This is a genomic window from Chlorogloeopsis sp. ULAP01 (assembly GCF_030381805.1).
Lineage (GTDB): Bacteria > Cyanobacteriota > Cyanobacteriia > Cyanobacteriales > Nostocaceae > Chlorogloeopsis.
On record NZ_JAUDRH010000004.1, the window covers coordinates 84,255 to 102,520 of the forward strand.

The window sequence follows — 18,266 nt, forward strand, 5'->3', positions numbered from 1 at the left end:
ACAATAATAGTTAACACAATTTCTCCAAATACTTGTACTTAAATATCCCTCTTTTTAGGAAGGAGATTTTAGGTCTCCTTTCCTAAAAAGGGATATTAAAGGCTGCAAATTTAAGGAGAATAGTCATATCATATAATGTCTGCAAAATCACCGATAATAAACAGTTTGTAGTAAGGACTTCAGTCCTGGCTTGAGGACTAAAGTCCTCACTATGAGCAAACATTTTTATTCAGTTTGATTAACCGAACATGATATAAAGCCTCTATATATGCTTTTAATCCAAAATCTAAAATCCAAAATTTATATGAGGTATCTTCATTGTGGATTTAATAAATATTATGGAGAAAGAACAACTCGAAGATATAGAAATTCAATTACTTTTAGAAGGTGTATATCGCTATCATGGATTCGATTTTAGAAATTATGCCTTGGCTTCACTTAAACGCCGGATCTGGAACATGATTCATGCTGAAGGCTTAACTACAGTATCTGGATTGCAAGAAAAAATTCTTCACAATCGCGAATGTCTGGAAAGATTTTTATTTAATCTTTCAGTCAATGTTACAACAATGTTTCGCGATCCTGACTTTTTTCTAACATTTAGACAAAAAGTTGTACCAGTACTGAGAACTTATCCTTTTATTCGCATTTGGCACGCGGGTTGCTCTACAGGCGAAGAGGTTTATTCTATGGCAATTTTGCTTAAAGAAGAAGGTCTTTATCACCGTTCGCGATTATACGCTACTGATATTAATGATGCTGTGTTACGTAAAGCCAAATCTGGAATTTTTTCTCTAAAATTAATGCAAGAATATACTGCCAATTATATAAAAGCAGGAGGAAAAGCATCTTTTTCTGAATATTATACTGCTGCATATGGTAATGCTATTTTCTCATCAGAACTGAAGGAAAATATTATTTTTTCATTACACAACTTAGCAACCGATAATTCTTTTAATGAATTTAATGTAATTTTTTGTCGGAATGTTTTAATCTATTTTAACAAAGCATTGCAAAGTAGAGTTCATACACTTTTATACGATAGCTTAATTAGATTAGGAGTTTTAGGCTTAGGACGTCAAGAATCAATCAGGTTTACACCCCATGAAAAAGACTATGAGCAGATAGTAGGCAGTGAAAAGCTTTATCGCAGAATTAGTTAGTGGTTACACCATTTTGATCTTGTCACGCCACTACTGGCGTGACACGACTACATCATGCACAGATGCGAGGAATATCGCGTCTCTATTTATCAACCAGTAACAAAATTATGACGTTTAAACTGATTGTTATCGGCACTTCTTTGGGTGGATTAAACGCTTTACAAGTGATACTATCGGGCTTGCCCCAAAACTTCCCAGTGCCTATAGCTGTTGTCCAACATCGTCATAAAGATTCTGATTACACACTAAGAGCTTTATTGCAGAATTGCACTCAACTAAGTGTCAAAGAGGCAGAAGACAAAGAAGAAATATTAGCGGGTTCAGTATATTTAGCACCAGCCGATTATCATTTGCTGATAGAAAATAAGGACAAAACCGTAAATTATGATTATTTTACTTTGTCTACAGATGCTCCTGTCACCTACGCACGACCATCAATAGATGTGCTTTTTGAGACAGCAGCAGATGCATACGCAGAAAACGTCATTGGTGTACTGTTGACAGGAGCCAATCAAGATGGTGTGCAAGGACTAGTTAGAATTAAAGCAAGAGGTGGCTTAACTATAGTAGAAGAGCCATCCACAGCCTCTTGTCCGATTATGCCTGCTGCTGCCATCACTACTGGAGTGGTAGATAAAATTATACCCTTAGAGGATATTGCATTTTTCTTAGTAAATATCTGCAAACTTTAATGCTAAAGTTTTTATCTCAATATTTATTTTCCAATAACCTATAAACTATTGATATTAGCAAACAGGCAAATCTATAACTTAAGATAGTGTGAACAGAGCCAGCTAACACGTCAAAGTCAATAACAAAGATACCAAAACCGCTTGGTCTATTTCTAAAAGTGTACAGTCGAAATGTCATTTGAACCGAAAGTCAATGTTCTGTTGGTAGACGACCATCCAGAAAATTTATTAGCCCTAGAGGCAATTTTAGATAGCCTCGGTCAAAATTTAGTCAGGGCTACCTCAGGTGCAGAAGCCTTACGACATTTGCTCAATCAGGATTTTGCCGTAATACTGTTGGATGTGCAGATGCCAGATATGGACGGGTTCGAGACAGCAACTCTGATTCGACAGCGAGAGCGATCGCGCCACACACCAATTATTTTTGTTACAGCTTTCAACACCAGCGACAATATGGTGTATAAAGGCTATTCACTGGGAGCAGTAGATTACTTATTCAAGCCAATTGAGCCAGAAATTTTGAAATCTAAAGTGGCAGCATTTATTGATTTATTTCAGAAAACTGCTGAGGTGAAGCGACAAGCCTTACAATTAGCAGCAATGAATGCCGAACTCAGAAAACGCGAAGAAATGTTTCGCTCTTTGAGTGCTTGTTCACCTGTAGGTATATTTCTTGCAGATAAATTAGGTAAATGCACTTACGTTAATCCCTGCTACCAAGCTATCTTTGGTTTGACAAACCAGGATAATTTAGACGAAGCTTGGACGCAAAGAATTCATTTGCAAGACAAAAAACAGATTGTTGCTGACTGGTATACTGCAACAAGAGAAGGTCGAGAATATAAAGGCGAATTTCGCATCCTCACTCCGGAAAAAAATGAGCGTTGGGTTTACCTATCCTCATCCCCAATGCTTTCAGAAGAAGGTAACGTGATCGGGTTTGTCGGCACAGTAGAAGATTCTACAGATCGCAAAAAAGCTGAAGAAGAACACATCAAACTCATTCGTGAACAGGCTGCACGGCAAGAAGCAGAAACAGCAAATCGCCTCAAAGATGAATTTTTAGCAACCCTCTCCCACGAACTCCGCACACCCCTAACTTCCATACTCGGTTGGGCAAGACTACTGCGTCAGCGAAAATTAGACGAAAAAGCGATCGCCCGTGCAATAGAAACAATTGAACGCAATGCAACTTTGCAAGCACAATTAATAGAAGATATTTTAGATGTTTCGCGGATTATGCGAGGCAAACTAAATCTTAATATCTGTCCCGTGAATCTGGAAACCATCATTTCAACCGTTACCAACGGCGCATATCTGGAAGCAGAAGCGAAAAATATTCAACTCAAGTACTTTATTGAATCTAGTCAAACAGAGGGTGAGACACAGCAACAGGGGAAGATAGAGGAAGAAAATAATTCTTCTGCCTCACCTTCTTCTCTTTTCCCTCCCTCCTCTTTGATCGTCTCAGGAGATTCCAATCGTTTACAGCAAGTTGTATGGAATTTGCTTAACAATGCAATTAAATTCACACCTAGTGGCGGCAAAATAGAGGTGCGATTGTCACGGGCTAGTGACTGGGGATTAGATACTAAAGATAGAAAAACAGCCAATCCCCAATCACCAATTCCTAATTATGCTCAAATTACTGTAAAAGACACAGGTATTGGTATTAGCCCAGATTTTCTTCCCCATGTTTTTGATCGCTTTCGTCAAGCAGATGGCAGTATAACTAGAAACCACGGTGGATTGGGACTAGGTTTGGCGATCGTGCGTTATTTAGTAGAAATGCATGGTGGGAGTGTTCATGCTGATAGTGCAGGAGTAGGGCAGGGAGCCACCTTTACTGTCACACTACCTTTATTAGAAACAGAGCAGCAACAGACAGGGGAGGATACAGAGGAGGGCGAATGGGGCGATCGCCTAAAAAAGTCTAATCTATCTGCTCACCAGTTAACATCTTTGTCTTCACCAGAGTCACCTCTTTGTGGTTTGCAGATTTTACTAGTAGACGATACTGAAACGCAAGAGCAGATCTCCAGCTTACTGCAAGAATCTGGAGCAAAAGTAACAGCTGTCGCTTCAGTTAATTTAGCACTTTCAGCTATAGACAAATCCCAACCAGATATCTTGATTGCTGACATTTGCTTGCTAAAGGAAGACGACTATACCCTGCTCCAAAAATTAAGAAATTTACAACCACAAAAACACGGAAAAATACCAGCTATAGCACTGTTCACCGATTCCAAACCGCAAGAAGATTCTAAAACTTCCCAGGAATCAGCCTTCCAAATATATATATCCAAACCAGTCGAACCAATTAATTTGATTAGTTCGGTGGCAAAATTGGTACAAAGCAATTGTATTGTCTGAGAAAATTGGTTAGTGGATAGTTGATAGTAGTTAGTGGTCAAAAACTTAACCACTAACCATTCCCTAAACTAAATCCGGAAATACCTCAGCTACAGCAGGATGTACTAGGCGATGATTCTGCACATTCACCCCCTTAGCCAATGGTAGATTATTATTTAATGCTTCCAAACCCTGATTTGCTAATTGCAATACATATGGTAAAGTACTGTTGTTAAGAGCTTGAGTTGCTGTCCAAGGAACTGCCCCTGGCATATTGGGAACACCATAATGTACAACACCCTCTTCAATGTAAACTGGTTGAGTATGAGATGTAGCATGTAAGGTTTCCACACAACCCCCTTGATCTACTGCCACATCAACAATTACTGAACCAGAACGCATTTGTTTTACCAAATTGCGATTGACGAGGATCGGTGCTCTACGTCCTGGCAATAAAACTGCACCAATTAATAAATCTGCTTGGCTAACAGTTGCTTCAATATTGGCAGAGTTGCTATAGAGCAGTTCTACTCTCGAACCAAATAAAGTTTCCAAATAACCCAAACGTTCTACATTCACATCCAAAATCTGAACGCTGGCTCCCATGCCGACAGCAATTTTTGCAGCTTCTGTACCAACTACTCCTCCACCTAAAATAACCACTTTGCCGGAACTAACTCCAGGAACACCGCCTAAAAGAACACCTCTACCACCTTGCTGACGTTCTAAAAATCTTGCTCCAAATTGTACTGCCAACCGCCCAGCAACAATGCTCATCGGTGTTAGCAGAGGCAATTTGTTGGCTCCATTCTGTTCAACTGTTTCGTAGGCGATCGCACACACACCACAATCAATCAAATGCTCTGTCAATTTTCTGTCAGCAGCTAAGTGCAAATATGTAAAAAGTATTTGTCCTTTTTGCAAAAACTTATACTCTTTAGATTGTGGTTCTTTAACTTTGATCACTAAGTCTCGATTCCAAGCAGCTTCCGGAGTCAGAACAATTTCTGCGCCAACACTTGTGTAATCGTCATCTGTAAATCCAGCACCAACGCCAGCTTGAGTTTCCACAAAAATGGTATGTCCATTTTCTTTTAAAACTCTAGCGCTAGACGGACTTAACCCAACCCGAAACTCTTGATCCTTAGTTTCTTTGGGAACACCTATTTCCATTTACGGCCTCTAAATAATATTTGTTTAGTTTAGTTTGTCAGTCTCATCTATTGGATTTTGAATCAGAGACTACGAAAAATACCCGATATCCAGTTCTACAAATAATTAGCAATTAATAACTTCAGCATAACTGTCCAATCACTTTTTTGCCCTCTACCTCATGCCTTCTATCTTCTGGTACAACTGTGGATCGTGTTTTTCAAATTAGGTATGGGCTAATCCTGACATTGCCAAATATACTTCCAACAATTACTCTTGACGATTTTCAGAGTCTTTCTAAAATATATTAAGAATAGTAAATAATTGTAAAAGCGGCAATCAAGCTGCATAGCTTAAAATGTATTGCCGTTAAAGCGCTAATAAATTTTTACATACCTGATAGAGGTTTTTGAAATGATGACACAACCACAGCCAAGCGTAACTCCCAAACTAGAGGAGCCAAAATTCGGATTTAATGAATATGCCGAGCGTTTAAATGGTCGAGCGGCTATGGTCGGCTTTATTCTTATGGTAGTGATTGAATATGTCACTGACCAAGGGGTTTTATCGTGGCTGGGTCTAAAATAGGATTAGCAATTAGCACAAATCCACAGTTATGCCGACCGTTAGCTAATTAAACACAAAAGTTTAAGCCAGCTGGATTTTCCGGCTGGTGATCAGACTAGTTAAGAAAGCTGCATCAGTGTATCGTTCAAACAAGAAAATTATAATATGATAAAGGCTATTCTAAAAGAGTGCCAATTGCGGATAAGAGAATCTAGATAAATTTAAACAATAAGGTGAACTAAAATAAACCAAGCTGTGATGAATGCTGTATTGCCTCGTTTTTTAAAGTCAGCCTACCGAAAAGAACCAGTACTTAGTGTTTTGATTACGATGGGCTTAGTAGATGCGATAATTGGTGGATTCGACGATAGCTGGTCATTGTTCGCTTTTGGTTTGGGAACAGCAGGGGTAACACTGTTATTGAAAGTATGGCGCAGCCAACAGCGTCGTCCAATTACTGAAGAACCTGTAGTGCAACATTACCTGCCCTCCCGCTCTTCTAGTACAACTTTACCAATGCTAACTATAACTAAGAAAAAACCACCCCAGTAAGTTTAAATTTGAGATTTTAGATTAGAAATTGGGGAATTATAGATACATCGTAAATACCTACATCACTAAGTTGTAGGTAGATTTTTTGTATCAAGCAACCGAAGGTATGTCGTTGGTATTCGCCCCCAATCCTAAATTTATGAATAATTGCCAATATAAATCTTTTTACTACAGCACGATTGGCTTAGTAGTCGGCATAGTAAGTACTTTCAGCATATCTATACCGATCGCAACCCATGCAGCTATTGAAGTTCAAACTAATCTTCAAACAAGCAAAAATTTTGCCAATTATCGACTAGCTTACACTCTCAAAGGACATTCTGGGACAGTTAAATCTCTCACCTTCAGTCCTAATAGCAAAATTCTTGTTAGTGGTGGTGCGGAAAACGATGGTGTAATTCGTCTGTGGAGTACAAAAACTGGTAAGCGAATTGGCATTATTCGCAAAGCCCATAAAACAACTGTGGAATCATTAGCAATTTCCCCTGATGGTAAAACTCTTGCTAGCTGTAGTAATGACACCACAATAAATCTTTGGAATCTCAAAACTCATAACTTCAATCGTTCTTTGCTAGGACATACCAGCAATGTCTTGTCTGTTGCTATTACCCCCGATGGCAAAGTTCTTGCTAGTGCGGGCTTAGACGGCATTAAGCTGTGGGATTTTATCCAACAGCGTCCACTCGCTACTCTAGTACGCTTTGATAATCTCATCTCTGAAATGGCGATTAGTCCTGATGGTCAAATATTGGTAAGTGGTGACAATCAGGGTGTAATTAAAATGTGGGATTTGAATTCTAGCAAACTCATCCGCAAAGTTGTAGCTCACACCGATACAGTTAGTGCGATCGCTTTTACACCAGATAGTCAAACTCTAGTCACTGCTAGTCGCGATCGCACCATTAAAATCTGGAAAGTTAATACAGGGGAGATAGTCCATTTCCTCACAGCCCATAACAACTGGGTAAACGCCATTGCCATCAACCCAGATGGACGTACCCTAGCCAGTGCTGGTAGAGATGGTATCAAGCTGTGGGATTTAACCACAGGAAAATTGTTAAATACACTCAATCAACACTCCGATTGGGTGAGCGCGATCGCCTTTAGCCCTGATGGCAAAGTACTTGCTAGTGGTAGTTACGACAAAAAAATTAAGCTTTGGCGAACTCTTTGAAACATTCACACTTAAGTCATAAAACTTTAACAAAACTCTGCTAATTGCATCGAATTGCTAAGTTTTCTTAACATTTAACACTTTCTTAAGATTTAGCATCTAAGATTCTACATTAACCGACAATGCTAATGATGCCCCAGCTAAAATTCTAGCCGGGGCTTTGCTTTATCAATAGGAGTTAAAATTTATAAGTATTAAGTTAAAAGTTCAAAACTCGTCATCGTTAACTTATAACTTGTGTAGTGAATGCTATACAGAAGATTTGGTCGCACAGAATTACAGATGCCTGTGTTTTCCTGCGGTGGGATGAGATACCAATATCAATGGCAAGATGTACCGCAGTGGCAAATTCCCAAAAACAACCAGGAAAATCTAGAAAAAACTATTAAACGCGCGATTGAAGTAGGCATCAATCACATCGAAACTGCCCGTGGCTATGGAACTTCTGAGATGCAGTTAGGGCGAATTTTGCCTAAGTTCCCCCGCGAACAGCTGATTGTACAGACTAAAGTTAGTCCGAAAGCGGATGCCAAAGAATTTCAACGTGACTTTGAAAAATCACTACGAAATCTGCGGCTAGATTATGTTGATTTACTGGGAATACACGGTATTAATAATACTGAATTATTAAATTACAGTATTGGTTCTGGTGGCTGCCTGGAAGTAGCAAGAAAACTGCAAGCACAGGGAAAAGTTAGGTTTATTGGCTTTTCTACCCACGGGCCGACAGATACTATTATTGAGACAATTAATACCAACCAATTCGATTATATTAATCTGCATTGGTATTACATTAATCAAAATAATTGGCCTGCCATTGAAGCTGCAACCCGTCATGATATGGGAGTATTTATCATTAGTCCATCAGATAAAGGTGGGAAGTTATACGATCCGCCACAAAAGTTAGTTAAACTTTGTGCTCCCTTGAGTCCGATAATGTTTAACGATCTATTTTGTTTAAGCCATTCTCAGGTGCATACTCTCAGTTTAGGTGCAGCAAAACCATCAGACTTCGATGAACACCTGAAAACTTTAGAGTTGTTAGATCATGCCTCAAGTATGTTGCCACCAATTTTAGCAAGATTAGAGCAACAAGCCATAGCAACTTTAGGAGAAGACTGGGTTAAAACTTGGCACGTCAATTTACCTACCTATAAAGAAACACCCGGACAAGTTAATATTCCTGTAATTTTGTGGTTGAGAAATTTAGCGATCGCCTACGATCTAGTTGATTACGCTAAAATGCGCTACAACCTACTTGGTAATGCTGGTCATTGGCTTCCCGGTAATCAAGCAGACCAAATAGATAAACTAGACTTGGGACAATGTCTTTCCCGTAGCCCCCATGCTGACAAAATTCCTCACTTCCTTATGCAAGCACATCAGCTTTTAGGTGGTGAGGCAGTACAACGTTTGTCACGGAGCTAGTTAACATATTAACTCTTGTAAAGTTTAAAGATGTGATTAATTAATCGCATCTGCGTCCGAAATATCTATGAATCGGTGAGTTTATCTAAGAAAATAAAAACTGCAAACAAATTTCACCGATTTATTGGTTTCGTTGGCTAACATGACTCTTAATCGTCGGCATTTCTTATTTTTACTTGGAGCAAGTGCTAGTGCTGCTGCCTTCTATGGTTGTACTTCGGCTGAAGATGATCTGGCTGCCACCTCAACAACTACTGCTACTTCTAACTTAGCTACTGCCACTACTGAATCAACTACAACTATTGCAAGTAGTGTAGGAGAGGTTAAACTCCCACCTTTACCTTATGCACCCACAGCTTTAGAACCATACGTAGATGCAGCTACAATGCGCATTCATCATGGTAAACACCATGCTACTTACGTCAAAAATCTGAATGCAGCATTAGAGAAGTATCCACAACTCAAAAATAGAAGTGTTGAAGATTTATTACGTGACCTCAATAGCGTGCCAGAAGATATTCGCACATCAGTACGTAATAATGGTGGTGGTCATATCAACCACTCGATGTTTTGGAGAATTATGAAACAAAAGGGTGGCGGAGAACCAACAGGAGCGATCGCATCTGCAATTCAACAAAACTTTGGCAGTTTTGAAAATTTTAAAAAGCAGTTTAATGAAGCTGGTACTAAGCGTTTTGGTAGTGGTTGGGTTTGGCTTGTTCGCAACCCAAATGGCAGGCTTGAGATTATGACTACAGGCAATCAAGATACTCCCCTCAGTGAAGGCAAATATCCAATTATGGGTAATGACTTGTGGGAACACGCCTATTATCTGAAGTACCAAAACCGCCGTGCCGACTATTTAAATGCTTGGTGGAATGTTGTGAATTGGGATGAGATTAACAGGCGTTTTGCAGATGCCCAAAAAGCTTAGAAAGCTAATTAACCAGTAAAAACTAGTATTCGTCTTTTGTCCTGTTTTAATTGTGAATGCAAACAAAAAAGGACAAAAGATGGCTTTACAGAGGTTTTTGTGTGGGTATACCAGCCGCACGGGGAAATTGAGCTGGTGTAGTTGCAACTTTGCGTAAGTAAAGACAGTGGCGGATGCTATTACTTAAGGGAGTTGTGAATTTTTCGATTGATTCAATCACACCACCCAGTTGCTGAACTGCATTTTCCATTGCAGTGTTTTCATCCTCCGTCCAGTTACCCCGGTAAACTATTGCTAAACCGCCTTGTTTGAGCAGTGGTAGAGTATATTCAGCACAAACTGAGGCTGCCCCAACAGCGCGAATTAATGCCATGTCATATTGTTGGCGGTGTTGAGATTGTTGTCCTATTTCTTCAGCTCTGCCTGTTAGAGTTTTGACATTATTAAGCTCAAGTGCAGACACTACTTGCTCCAGAAAAGCCATTTTTTTTCGAGTAGAGTCCAAAAGGGTAATCGTGCAATCGGGTAAAGCAATTGCGACTGGAATTCCTGGAAAACCCGCACCTGTACCAATATCAACACAAGTAGGAGAACTAGCTTCCCCTAATTTCTCATCTTTCAACAAAGGGGCGATTCCCCGTAAAGAATCCCAAAGATGCTTTTCCCAAAATTCCTCAGGGGCAGTGATGCGAGTTAGGTTCAGCTTTTGATTACCCTCTAAGATTGATTCATACAATCTTTGGAATTGTTCTTGCTGCTGGGCTGTTGGTTGCCAATTGAGAGTAGATTGCCAAATTTCTGGCATTTGAGGCAAATAAGGCAAAGTCAAGTTGTTCACAATTAAAAAAGCGATCGCTACAATTTTGCTACAAAATAGTTTTATCTAAAAATAACTAATTAATTTCCTTAAATAAATAACTGACTCAGTCGTTTTAAAATTCTCAAAACCGTGTACAAATCATGACTGCGTTTGAGGGTATATTCATCAGATAATTCATAAACAGGCTGTTCTTGCTGAACCATTTTCATAAAAATAAAATTACTACTATTTGTCACCAATCCAAAAAAAGGCCCAAATCAGATGAGAGAAGCAAGTAGAAATGGTAGCATAAATGACCTAGCTTAACGGAAAAACTGAAAAACGGAAGATTTCAAACGGTTGTGTGGCATATAATCACCAGATGTTTAAGCAAATAGTGGATTTAGTGCAAGCATACAGCCAGCCAAAATATTTTGGGTAAGAATTCAAGTAAATGCAAATAGCTCAGAAATTGTTAGCGCAAAAAACTAATTTGTCAGTATTTTTTTTGCTGTTTGGGGGACTGCTGTTTCGAGGCTTCCTTGCTTTCTGGCTTTACCCTACCTTTGATGAAGCTTACTACTATCTTTACAGCCTGCATCTGGACTGGAGTTATTTCGATCATCCAGTTCTGGTTGCACTCACAACTGGTTTTGGACCGTGGTTGACTGGAGATGTATCCCAATTCACGATTCGCCTGGGAGCGCTGATTTTGTACACAGGCAGTTTGGTGCTATTGTATCTGGCTAGCAAAAGACTATTTTCTGACAAGGCTGCCAACCTAACATTGGCGATCGCTACCATAAGTCCAATTTTTCTAGTTGGCTTTGGCATCCTCAGCCTACCTGACAGCCCACTGATGTTTTTTTGGTCAGCCAGTTTATATTGTGCAGCCAATGAATTTTTTCGGCAGCCTCGAACTCAAAAGCAAAGCCTTGTGAAGTATGTCCCTAGTTATCGCTTAAGCTACCTTGGTATCCTAGTTGGATTAGCCTGCCTAAGCAAATATCACGGTTTTATTTTGGGTCTGGGGCTAATTGGTTTTTGTTTAACAAGTCCACCTCATCGCTGTGTAGTCCGCTCTCCTTGGGCATGGTTAGGATTAGGTTTATTTGTCATAACTATCTTGCCAATATTGTTTTGGAATATGCAGCATAATTGGGTGTCCTTTAGTTTTCAATCACAGCGAGCGGTACCCAAAAGCGGCTACAATCTGCTGAGTGTAGGAGCCGTCAGTTTAGCTGGAGTAGTTTACCTGTTCCCAACCATTGGATTACCGCTGTGGTGGGTGAGTTTGCAATCAGCCCTGGCTCGAATAACTCAACTTTTTTCTAGGAAATCACCAAACTATGGGAGAGATTTAGAGGCTTGTGAACTATTGATTTTATGGGTTTCTCTGCCCCTGATTTTGGGATTTACAGTCCTGGGGGGATATCGGCAAATTTTGCCAGCTTGGCCGATGCCAGGATTTTGGGGAATTACTTTACTCTTAGGACAACGGGCAGTCATCTGGGAGCAGCAATCCCGACTTCGGGTGCGGCGATGGCTTTTAGGTTCAGGGATTATGGTTGCCACCATTTTATTTATTCTTCTGCTCCAAGTGACAGCAGGAATATTACAAAAGCCCAGCCAATACGCTTTGATGGGAGGGTTTTTACCCCCCAAAGACGATCCCTCTACAGAATTAATTGATATTCAGCAACTACGGCGCGGCTTTGCTGAATCTCCTGTCCTGCGTGCGGCGTTAGAGAACTCTAACTTTATATTCACCAATCGCTATTACCTGGGTGGGCCGATTGCCATGTCCCTTAGACCTCTAGCTCAAATACCGATTACTTGTTTTGACATTGGTAAAGATTTACGTGGCTTTGCTTTTTGGTCAAGGGCCGATCAATGGTTGGGAAAAGATGCTCTGTATATCACTACTGCCTCTTTTAATCACAGAAAAGACTTGATGGCTAGCTATCGAACTTACTTTAGCAGCCTAATTGAGCTCGAAACAGTATCGATTCGACGAGGTGGTGTAGTTACCAACGTCATTTATATTTATCAGGCTAAGAAACTCCTCAAGCCCTATCCCCGTTCTTACGGGATTTGACGAGGAGTTGATTGTGGTTTGTTTATCAACAGGTAGCGGCGAGGAGTCCCCCACTGATCGCCCACCTTTAGGTGGGGGAGGAACGCCGCTCCCGGTACTGGGTACTGGGTACTGGGGGAGGTTGCAAAATTTGGGAGGGGTTTAAAGCCCCTTCCATAATTTTTCCGCTTTCCACCCAATTCCCAGTCACGAGTACCCAGTCCCCAGTCCCTTTTACCTGTTAGAAATTTGGATTAGCGATTCAACTTCTTCTTACCCACACCTTTGGGTTATTACCTCTACCTCAGTTTCTAGTTAAGATCGCGTGACTCGCCTCAATAAAAATATACCTACTCCCAAAAACACAAAGTTGGGCAACCAAGCTCCCATAAAGGGAGAAAGGATTTTTGCCTGTGCCATAGCACCAGTAATAAAATAGAACAAATAATAAGTAAATATCACTATAACGCTGACACCAAAACTTGTGCCTCGCCCAGTCCGTTGGGGTATGCTTCCCATCGCCGCACCAACTAAACCAAAAACCACACAGATAAAAGGCAAAGAAAATTTTTGTTGAATCCGCACTTGGAGTTTGCGAATCTTTTGCTCATCACCACCGAGACGTTCTAATTCCAATTGTTCTAGCGATTGGATAATGTTCATCTCACCGTAGTCACGGCTTCTTTGTGCCACATCTAATGCTGTGCGGGGTAGTTTAAGCTGTTGTTTTTCAAACCTGACAATATTGCGATAAGAGCGATCGGGGGCGATTAAATAGATAGTACCGTTGTAGAAATCCCAGACACTTTGAGTTGGATTCCATTGAGATGATTCAGCCACAACAATTTGATTGAGACCTTCTTGCGATCGATCGATAATAGTCAAGCCTTTCATCTGTTTACCATCAAACTTGTCGGCGTAAAACAAGCGTGTCAAAACCTTTTCCTTGTCACCATCATTCTGCTGAACGTACCGATATTCTGGATAAAAAATATTTTCCTGCTTAAATGTTGGCTTATCTGACTTCAACACTTTGTCTAGAGTTAGAGATGCTTGATAATTAGCTGCTGGTACAATCTGCTCGTTAAATACAAACGTTAATACTGTCACTAAAAAACTCATGATTACAGCAGTCAACACCATGCGATAAGTGCTGACCCCACAACCACGTAGGGCAATTAACTCACTCTCGCTAGATAGACGACTGTAAGTCATCAGAGTAGCAAGGAGCGTGGACATAGGCAAAGCTAAAACAGCAAACTCAGGAAATTTCAATAAAAAAACTTTCAAGGCAATGCCTATTGGTAGCCCTGATTCTATTATTTTCCTGACTAGGTCAAAAGCAGTGTCGATTGTAACACCGATGGAAGAAAAAGCCCCAACACCAAATAAAAATGGTGGCAGTAGTTCGCTAGCCAAGTAGCGATCCATTATGGAAAATGGCAGCAGCGAATTGAGGGTATAGAAAAATTTGTATTTAGCCATTAGTTAATAACTTTTCTCCAGGCTAATCATCGAGATGTTGGAACAAAAAGTTCCCCCTCATCAGCAAACAAGTAATCCCAAAGTTGTCAAAAAACTCGCTCCCAGTTTTTGTCCAAAAAGCTAATCCTTGTTTTTTGTCGTTTACTTTAGCAATCACTATCTTTTTTAGCAAATACTATCTGTTCTACTTGATAAAAGTTATGGTTAACAAAATCACATTGACAAATTTAAATTATTTCGTGACTGCGCTGACCATTATAAATATATTCTCTAAGCAGTCCAAATAGCGAATATAAGTTAATTATGCTTGAATTTCTTCTTGCAACTCGTGCTTGCAGGCTTCTAAACTAAATTAGTCATAAAATTTATCAATAGTTAAGTAAGTAGGTTAAGTAAGTATATGAGTAGGGAAACATGGTAATTTGTTGGCCCAACTGTAGATGCGATTTGAAGAGCCACAAAAACTACCTGCCTACGGTTGTGTTTCTACTGGTACTTTGTAGGTAAAATTTGCCCCTTGAGGGAACAATATCTGATTTTGAAGCGATCGCGTTTGATAGCGGTTTATTTATTTCCCTCCCGGCAGTAGATAATAGGTATTTGCCAGTAGGTAGCTTTTTGTGCCAATGCTGCCAAATGGGACTGGGTTAATCCTCTAGGCTTTGCGAATGCGCTCTTGCGTTATTGCTAGCAGGCGTCACCAATTTAGAAACACAACCTCCTAGCTTATGAGTCATCAAAAATATCCAAGCAAAGGCTGCAAAAATTTACTGATATTGGGCATTATTTGGTTATTAGGTGCAGTATGCGATCGCATCTGGTTCGCCTTAGATCGCTCCATTCCAGCTTGGGATCAGGCAGATTATTTAACTGGTACGTTGAATTATTGGCAAGCGCTGCAAAACCCTCAATGGTGGGATAGCGAGTGGTGGCAAAGTTTTTGGACGATTTCTTCTAAAATACCGCCTTTAACTTACATTCTTGCAGCTGTTGTACAGAATATATTTGGCACTGGCCCCGATCAAGCTGCACTAGTAATGTTGTTATTCAGTGCAATTTTACTAGGCTCAGTCTATGGATTAGGCACAGCCTTGTTTAACAGTACTGTAGGCTTATGGGCAGCTGCACTCTGCCAAGTCATCCCCGCTCTTTATGTATTACGTCTAAATTTTCTCCTTGATTATCCTCTAACATCTGCTGTCACCTTCAGTTTTTTTTGCTTCACGCTTTGGCAAGTCACACTTAAGAAGGCAGAAGGCAGTCCCTATGAACTTCGTACACCACCAAGTATGAAAGAGGATTCTTTCCCCTACACCCCTAAACCCTTATACCCCTACACCCTCTTTCAAGTCAGAGGGCAGAAGGCAGAAGGAAATAGCGACAAGGAGACAAGGAGACAAGGAGTTGAGGGAGGTGAGGAATTGATAAGAGTAAATTCTTCCCCATCCTCCCCATCTTCCCTATCTCCCTCATCTGTTGCTCCCCCTCCTCTCCTCCTGGCAGCAGTGTTTGGTTTATCTTTGGGTTTGGCCTTATTGGTAAAGCAAACGGCGTTATTCTTTCTATTCACACCGATCGCATGGGTTGGGTTGACCTCACTTCGTCAACGCCGTTGGGGACAACTGGCGCAGTTGCTTGGCGCTTTATTATTATCAACCTTGGTATTTGCTCCTTGGTATCGTGCCAATTGGTTAATTATTCTCACTTCTGGCAAACGGGCAACGATAGATTCTGCCATTGCTGAAGACGATCCACCTTTAAATACGCTGGAAGCCTGGACTTATTACTGGCATCAATTGCCCGCTCAAGTTTCTTGGCCGTTATTACTTATACCAATATTTGCTTTACTACTTTATTGGGGACTGACTGCGGTAGATGAGGCGGAGAAAGAAAAATTCCCCGTGTCCCCGCGTCCCCGTGTCCCCGCGTCCTCTTGTTTCCCCGTGTCCCCTGCCTGGAGCCTGAAATGGTTGGCAATATTTTGGATAGGCGCTTATTTACTGTCATCACTAAACCCAAATAAAGATGACCGTTATGTATTGCCTTATTTACCAGTACTAACAGTAGTTTTAGCATATGGGTTAACTCGTCTTCGTAGTTTGTGGGGACAGCGGATTCGTTGGGGTACTTTTGGTTTAGCAGTGCTTTTAATGTTGTTCAACCTATTTCCCATTGGAGGATTTATTGGTAATGGCATTACACTTGCTTTGAGTCCAAATGCCCGGCAGTTCCCTAATATGAAAGAAGAGTTACCACTGCCCCAAGTAATAGCCCAAATCGTTGAAACAGAACCATATTTGCGTTCTACTTTGGGAGTGTTACCATCAACGAAAAAAATTAATCAACACAATTTGAATTATTATGGAAGGCTGGCAAATTTCCAAGTTTACGGTAGACAGGTAGGAGTCAAAAAGAAGTTTGTCCAACAGGATGCGCGATCGCTTTCGTGGTTTCTAAGCAAAAGTGGCAAACAAGGTTCAGTCCCGAAAGCTCAAGCTCTGATGGTTAAAACTGTCGAGGAAGATGGTAATTTTCAACTTCACAAAACTTGGAATTCCGGTGGCACCACTCTCAAGCTTTATCATCAAAAAACACCGCCAGTAGAAGTCAAACAGATTTCTCAACAACCACAAGCTCAGATTGCTTTGTTACAAGTGACGGTACCGGAAAAAGCCCCACCACAAGTGCCAGTACCCGTAACTTATGAGTGGAATGGTTCTTGGGAAGAATTGCAAAACGGTATCGTGTTGTTAACTTGGCGAAACCTCTCCGAGCGGGAAAGGAGGGAACTTGCAGGGGAGAAATTATGGATACACGATCACGGTATCGGCATGGGAAATTTACATGCAGGCGCAAACAAACCTCAAGGTACATTCCGAGTTATTGAAAGATTAGCAATGCTACCACCTGCTGATGTGACGCCAGGAAATTACACTTTAGAAGCGATGTACCTTAACCGTGTTTCTGGGGAAACTTATTCAATCCCTGTACCAAAAATAACTCTGCAAGTTGAGCCAGAAGCAGTCCCGACAAGTGCGCCAGAGTTGGATTTACTTACACAATTACGTGTATTGGCGGCAACTTTACCAAAGGGTACAAAGGCATTAGAGCAATTGTTTGCAGAAATTGGACGTATCAATCAATACGACCCCATCCAAGATTATTTAGAACAAGCGCGATTGAGTTTAGAATATCGATTGCAACAGGATTCGCAAAATCGTGATTGGGCTTATGCTTTGGCTTTAGCAAACGTGTTGCAAAAAAGAGTCAGTGGTGCGATCGCTGCCCTAGAACAAGTAACTCAATTAGACTCAGAAAATCCTTACGCTTGGGCATATTTAGCATTTGTCCAACTCTATAACTGGCAGCCAAGAGCAGCGGAAAAATCTCTGCAACCGAGTTTGACTAAAAATCCTGATTCACAGGAGATTCAAGCATTGAATGGAGTAGCTGCGCTCATGCAAGGAAAAGTAATTCAAGCATGGCAGATTTACCAGAGGCTAGGGACTGGGGATTAGGGCATGGGGCATTGGGCATTGGGCATTGGGCATAGGAGTAGAGGAGAGGGGGAGAAACTGGAACTTTGAGATTAGAAGTTCAACTTTCAGCTTCAGAAGCTCAAACTTCACCCTCAGAAGTTCAACTTTCAGCTTCAGAAGCTCAAACTTCACCCTCAGAAGTTCAATATCCTTGTCCCCGTCTCCTCTTCCCAATCCCCAGTACCCAGTACCCAGTCCCCAGTCACCAATCCCCAACCTCGCGGCACATTTTCGATAATTCCAGCGACTATACCACAGTGGTCAATATCTTGTACTCTGATTTGTGGGGCTGATGGTGTCATGAGTAAAAATACCATGAATTTCTTTGCCGATCTGCGGAATGGCTAAAAGT

Annotated in this window: 16 protein-coding genes; 10 read left to right on the forward strand and 6 right to left on the reverse strand. The window is 40.8% G+C overall.

Features of this window, described 5'->3' with window-relative positions:
- Positions 1-338 precede the first annotated feature (338 nt).
- The 3 genes from QUB80_RS08975 to QUB80_RS08985 all read left to right on the forward strand — a co-directional run bounded on the left by QUB80_RS08975 (position 339) and on the right by QUB80_RS08985 (position 4,228).
- On the forward strand, positions 339-1,163 hold the full coding sequence (locus QUB80_RS08975; RefSeq protein WP_289789164.1) for a CheR family methyltransferase: 825 nt from the start codon (positions 339-341) through the stop codon (positions 1,161-1,163).
- A 107-nt stretch (positions 1,164-1,270) separates the two neighbouring features.
- Positions 1,271-1,855, forward strand: a complete 585-nt coding sequence (locus tag QUB80_RS08980; RefSeq protein ID WP_289789165.1) for a chemotaxis protein CheB — start codon at positions 1,271-1,273, stop codon at positions 1,853-1,855.
- A gap of 171 nt (positions 1,856-2,026) precedes the next feature.
- Positions 2,027-4,228, forward strand: coding sequence for a hybrid sensor histidine kinase/response regulator (locus QUB80_RS08985; protein ID WP_289789166.1), 2,202 nt, complete (start codon positions 2,027-2,029; stop codon positions 4,226-4,228).
- A 63-nt stretch (positions 4,229-4,291) separates the two neighbouring features.
- Here QUB80_RS08985 and ald read toward each other — a convergent pair whose 3' ends face one another.
- Positions 4,292-5,380, reverse strand: coding sequence for an alanine dehydrogenase (gene ald, locus QUB80_RS08990; protein WP_289789167.1), 1,089 nt, complete (start codon positions 5,378-5,380; stop codon positions 4,292-4,294).
- A gap of 396 nt (positions 5,381-5,776) precedes the next feature.
- Between ald and QUB80_RS08995 the strand changes: the two genes are divergently transcribed.
- The 5 genes from QUB80_RS08995 to QUB80_RS09015 all read left to right on the forward strand — a co-directional run bounded on the left by QUB80_RS08995 (position 5,777) and on the right by QUB80_RS09015 (position 10,014).
- Positions 5,777-5,947, forward strand: a complete 171-nt coding sequence (locus QUB80_RS08995) for a CAB/ELIP/HLIP family chlorophyll-binding protein (RefSeq protein WP_289789473.1) — start codon at positions 5,777-5,779, stop codon at positions 5,945-5,947.
- Positions 5,948-6,184: 237 nt separating this feature from the next.
- Complete coding sequence (locus QUB80_RS09000; protein ID WP_289789168.1) at positions 6,185-6,478, forward strand: hypothetical protein; 294 nt, start codon at positions 6,185-6,187, stop codon at positions 6,476-6,478.
- 214 nt (positions 6,479-6,692) lie between these two features.
- On the forward strand, positions 6,693-7,652 hold the full coding sequence (locus tag QUB80_RS09005) for a WD40 repeat domain-containing protein (RefSeq protein WP_336622316.1): 960 nt from the start codon (positions 6,693-6,695) through the stop codon (positions 7,650-7,652).
- A 246-nt stretch (positions 7,653-7,898) separates the two neighbouring features.
- Positions 7,899-9,080 (forward strand): aldo/keto reductase, encoded by a 1,182-nt coding sequence (locus QUB80_RS09010; RefSeq protein ID WP_289789170.1) that lies wholly within the window; start codon positions 7,899-7,901, stop codon positions 9,078-9,080.
- Between the two features lie 142 nt (positions 9,081-9,222).
- Entirely contained in the window at positions 9,223-10,014 is a 792-nt protein-coding gene (locus QUB80_RS09015; RefSeq protein ID WP_289789171.1) for a superoxide dismutase, read from the forward strand.
- 85 nt (positions 10,015-10,099) lie between these two features.
- On the opposite strand, the gene rsmG is transcribed toward QUB80_RS09015, so the two are convergent.
- Positions 10,100-10,852 carry a 16S rRNA (guanine(527)-N(7))-methyltransferase RsmG gene (rsmG, locus tag QUB80_RS09020; RefSeq protein WP_289789172.1) on the reverse strand — a complete coding sequence of 251 codons (753 nt, stop codon included), beginning with the start codon at positions 10,850-10,852 and terminating at the stop codon, positions 10,100-10,102.
- Between the two features lie 68 nt (positions 10,853-10,920).
- On the reverse strand, positions 10,921-11,043 hold the full coding sequence (locus QUB80_RS09025; RefSeq protein ID WP_289789173.1) for a hypothetical protein: 123 nt from the start codon (positions 11,041-11,043) through the stop codon (positions 10,921-10,923).
- A gap of 224 nt (positions 11,044-11,267) precedes the next feature.
- On the opposite strand from QUB80_RS09025, the gene QUB80_RS09030 reads away from it, so the two are divergent.
- Positions 11,268-12,911 carry an ArnT family glycosyltransferase gene (locus QUB80_RS09030; RefSeq protein ID WP_289789174.1) on the forward strand — a complete coding sequence of 548 codons (1,644 nt, stop codon included), beginning with the start codon at positions 11,268-11,270 and terminating at the stop codon, positions 12,909-12,911.
- 67 nt (positions 12,912-12,978) lie between these two features.
- On the opposite strand, the gene QUB80_RS09035 is transcribed toward QUB80_RS09030, so the two are convergent.
- Positions 12,979-13,101, reverse strand: coding sequence for a hypothetical protein (locus QUB80_RS09035; protein ID WP_277127506.1), 123 nt, complete (start codon positions 13,099-13,101; stop codon positions 12,979-12,981).
- Positions 13,102-13,205: 104 nt separating this feature from the next.
- Positions 13,206-14,321, reverse strand: coding sequence for an LptF/LptG family permease (locus QUB80_RS09040; RefSeq protein WP_289789474.1), 1,116 nt, complete (start codon positions 14,319-14,321; stop codon positions 13,206-13,208).
- A gap of 782 nt (positions 14,322-15,103) precedes the next feature.
- On the opposite strand from QUB80_RS09040, the gene QUB80_RS09045 reads away from it, so the two are divergent.
- Positions 15,104-17,893 carry a glycosyltransferase family 39 protein gene (locus QUB80_RS09045; protein ID WP_289789175.1) on the forward strand — a complete coding sequence of 930 codons (2,790 nt, stop codon included), beginning with the start codon at positions 15,104-15,106 and terminating at the stop codon, positions 17,891-17,893.
- 155 nt (positions 17,894-18,048) lie between these two features.
- Here the strand turns inward: QUB80_RS09045 and QUB80_RS09050 are convergent, their stop codons facing one another.
- A complete protein-coding gene (locus tag QUB80_RS09050; protein WP_289789176.1) occupies positions 18,049-18,231 on the reverse strand; it encodes a hypothetical protein in 183 nt (60 codons plus the stop codon).
- Positions 18,232-18,266: the final 35 nt, after the last annotated feature.

What these genes read in the sequence shown, in the direction of transcription:
- QUB80_RS09000 (WP_289789168.1), top strand. Translation starts at nt 6,185, where the DNA reads ATGAATGCTGTATTGCCTCGTTTTTTAAAGTCAGCCTACCGAAAAGAA.
- QUB80_RS09015 (WP_289789171.1), top strand. Translation starts at nt 9,223, where the DNA reads ATGACTCTTAATCGTCGGCATTTCTTATTTTTACTTGGAGCAAGTGCT.
- QUB80_RS09040 (WP_289789474.1), bottom strand. Translation starts at nt 14,321, where the DNA reads ATGGATCGCTACTTGGCTAGCGAACTACTGCCACCATTTTTATTTGGT.
- QUB80_RS09025 (WP_289789173.1), bottom strand. Translation starts at nt 11,043, where the DNA reads ATGAAAATGGTTCAGCAAGAACAGCCTGTTTATGAATTATCTGATGAA.
- ald (WP_289789167.1), bottom strand. Translation starts at nt 5,380, where the DNA reads ATGGAAATAGGTGTTCCCAAAGAAACTAAGGATCAAGAGTTTCGGGTT.
- QUB80_RS09045 (WP_289789175.1), top strand. Translation starts at nt 15,104, where the DNA reads ATGAGTCATCAAAAATATCCAAGCAAAGGCTGCAAAAATTTACTGATA.
- QUB80_RS09010 (WP_289789170.1), top strand. Translation starts at nt 7,899, where the DNA reads ATGCTATACAGAAGATTTGGTCGCACAGAATTACAGATGCCTGTGTTT.
- QUB80_RS08995 (WP_289789473.1), top strand. Translation starts at nt 5,777, where the DNA reads ATGACACAACCACAGCCAAGCGTAACTCCCAAACTAGAGGAGCCAAAA.
- QUB80_RS09030 (WP_289789174.1), top strand. Translation starts at nt 11,268, where the DNA reads ATGCAAATAGCTCAGAAATTGTTAGCGCAAAAAACTAATTTGTCAGTA.
- QUB80_RS08975 (WP_289789164.1), top strand. Translation starts at nt 339, where the DNA reads ATGGAGAAAGAACAACTCGAAGATATAGAAATTCAATTACTTTTAGAA.
- QUB80_RS09050 (WP_289789176.1), bottom strand. Translation starts at nt 18,231, where the DNA reads ATGGTATTTTTACTCATGACACCATCAGCCCCACAAATCAGAGTACAA.
- QUB80_RS08985 (WP_289789166.1), top strand. Translation starts at nt 2,027, where the DNA reads ATGTCATTTGAACCGAAAGTCAATGTTCTGTTGGTAGACGACCATCCA.
- QUB80_RS08980 (WP_289789165.1), top strand. Translation starts at nt 1,271, where the DNA reads ATGACGTTTAAACTGATTGTTATCGGCACTTCTTTGGGTGGATTAAAC.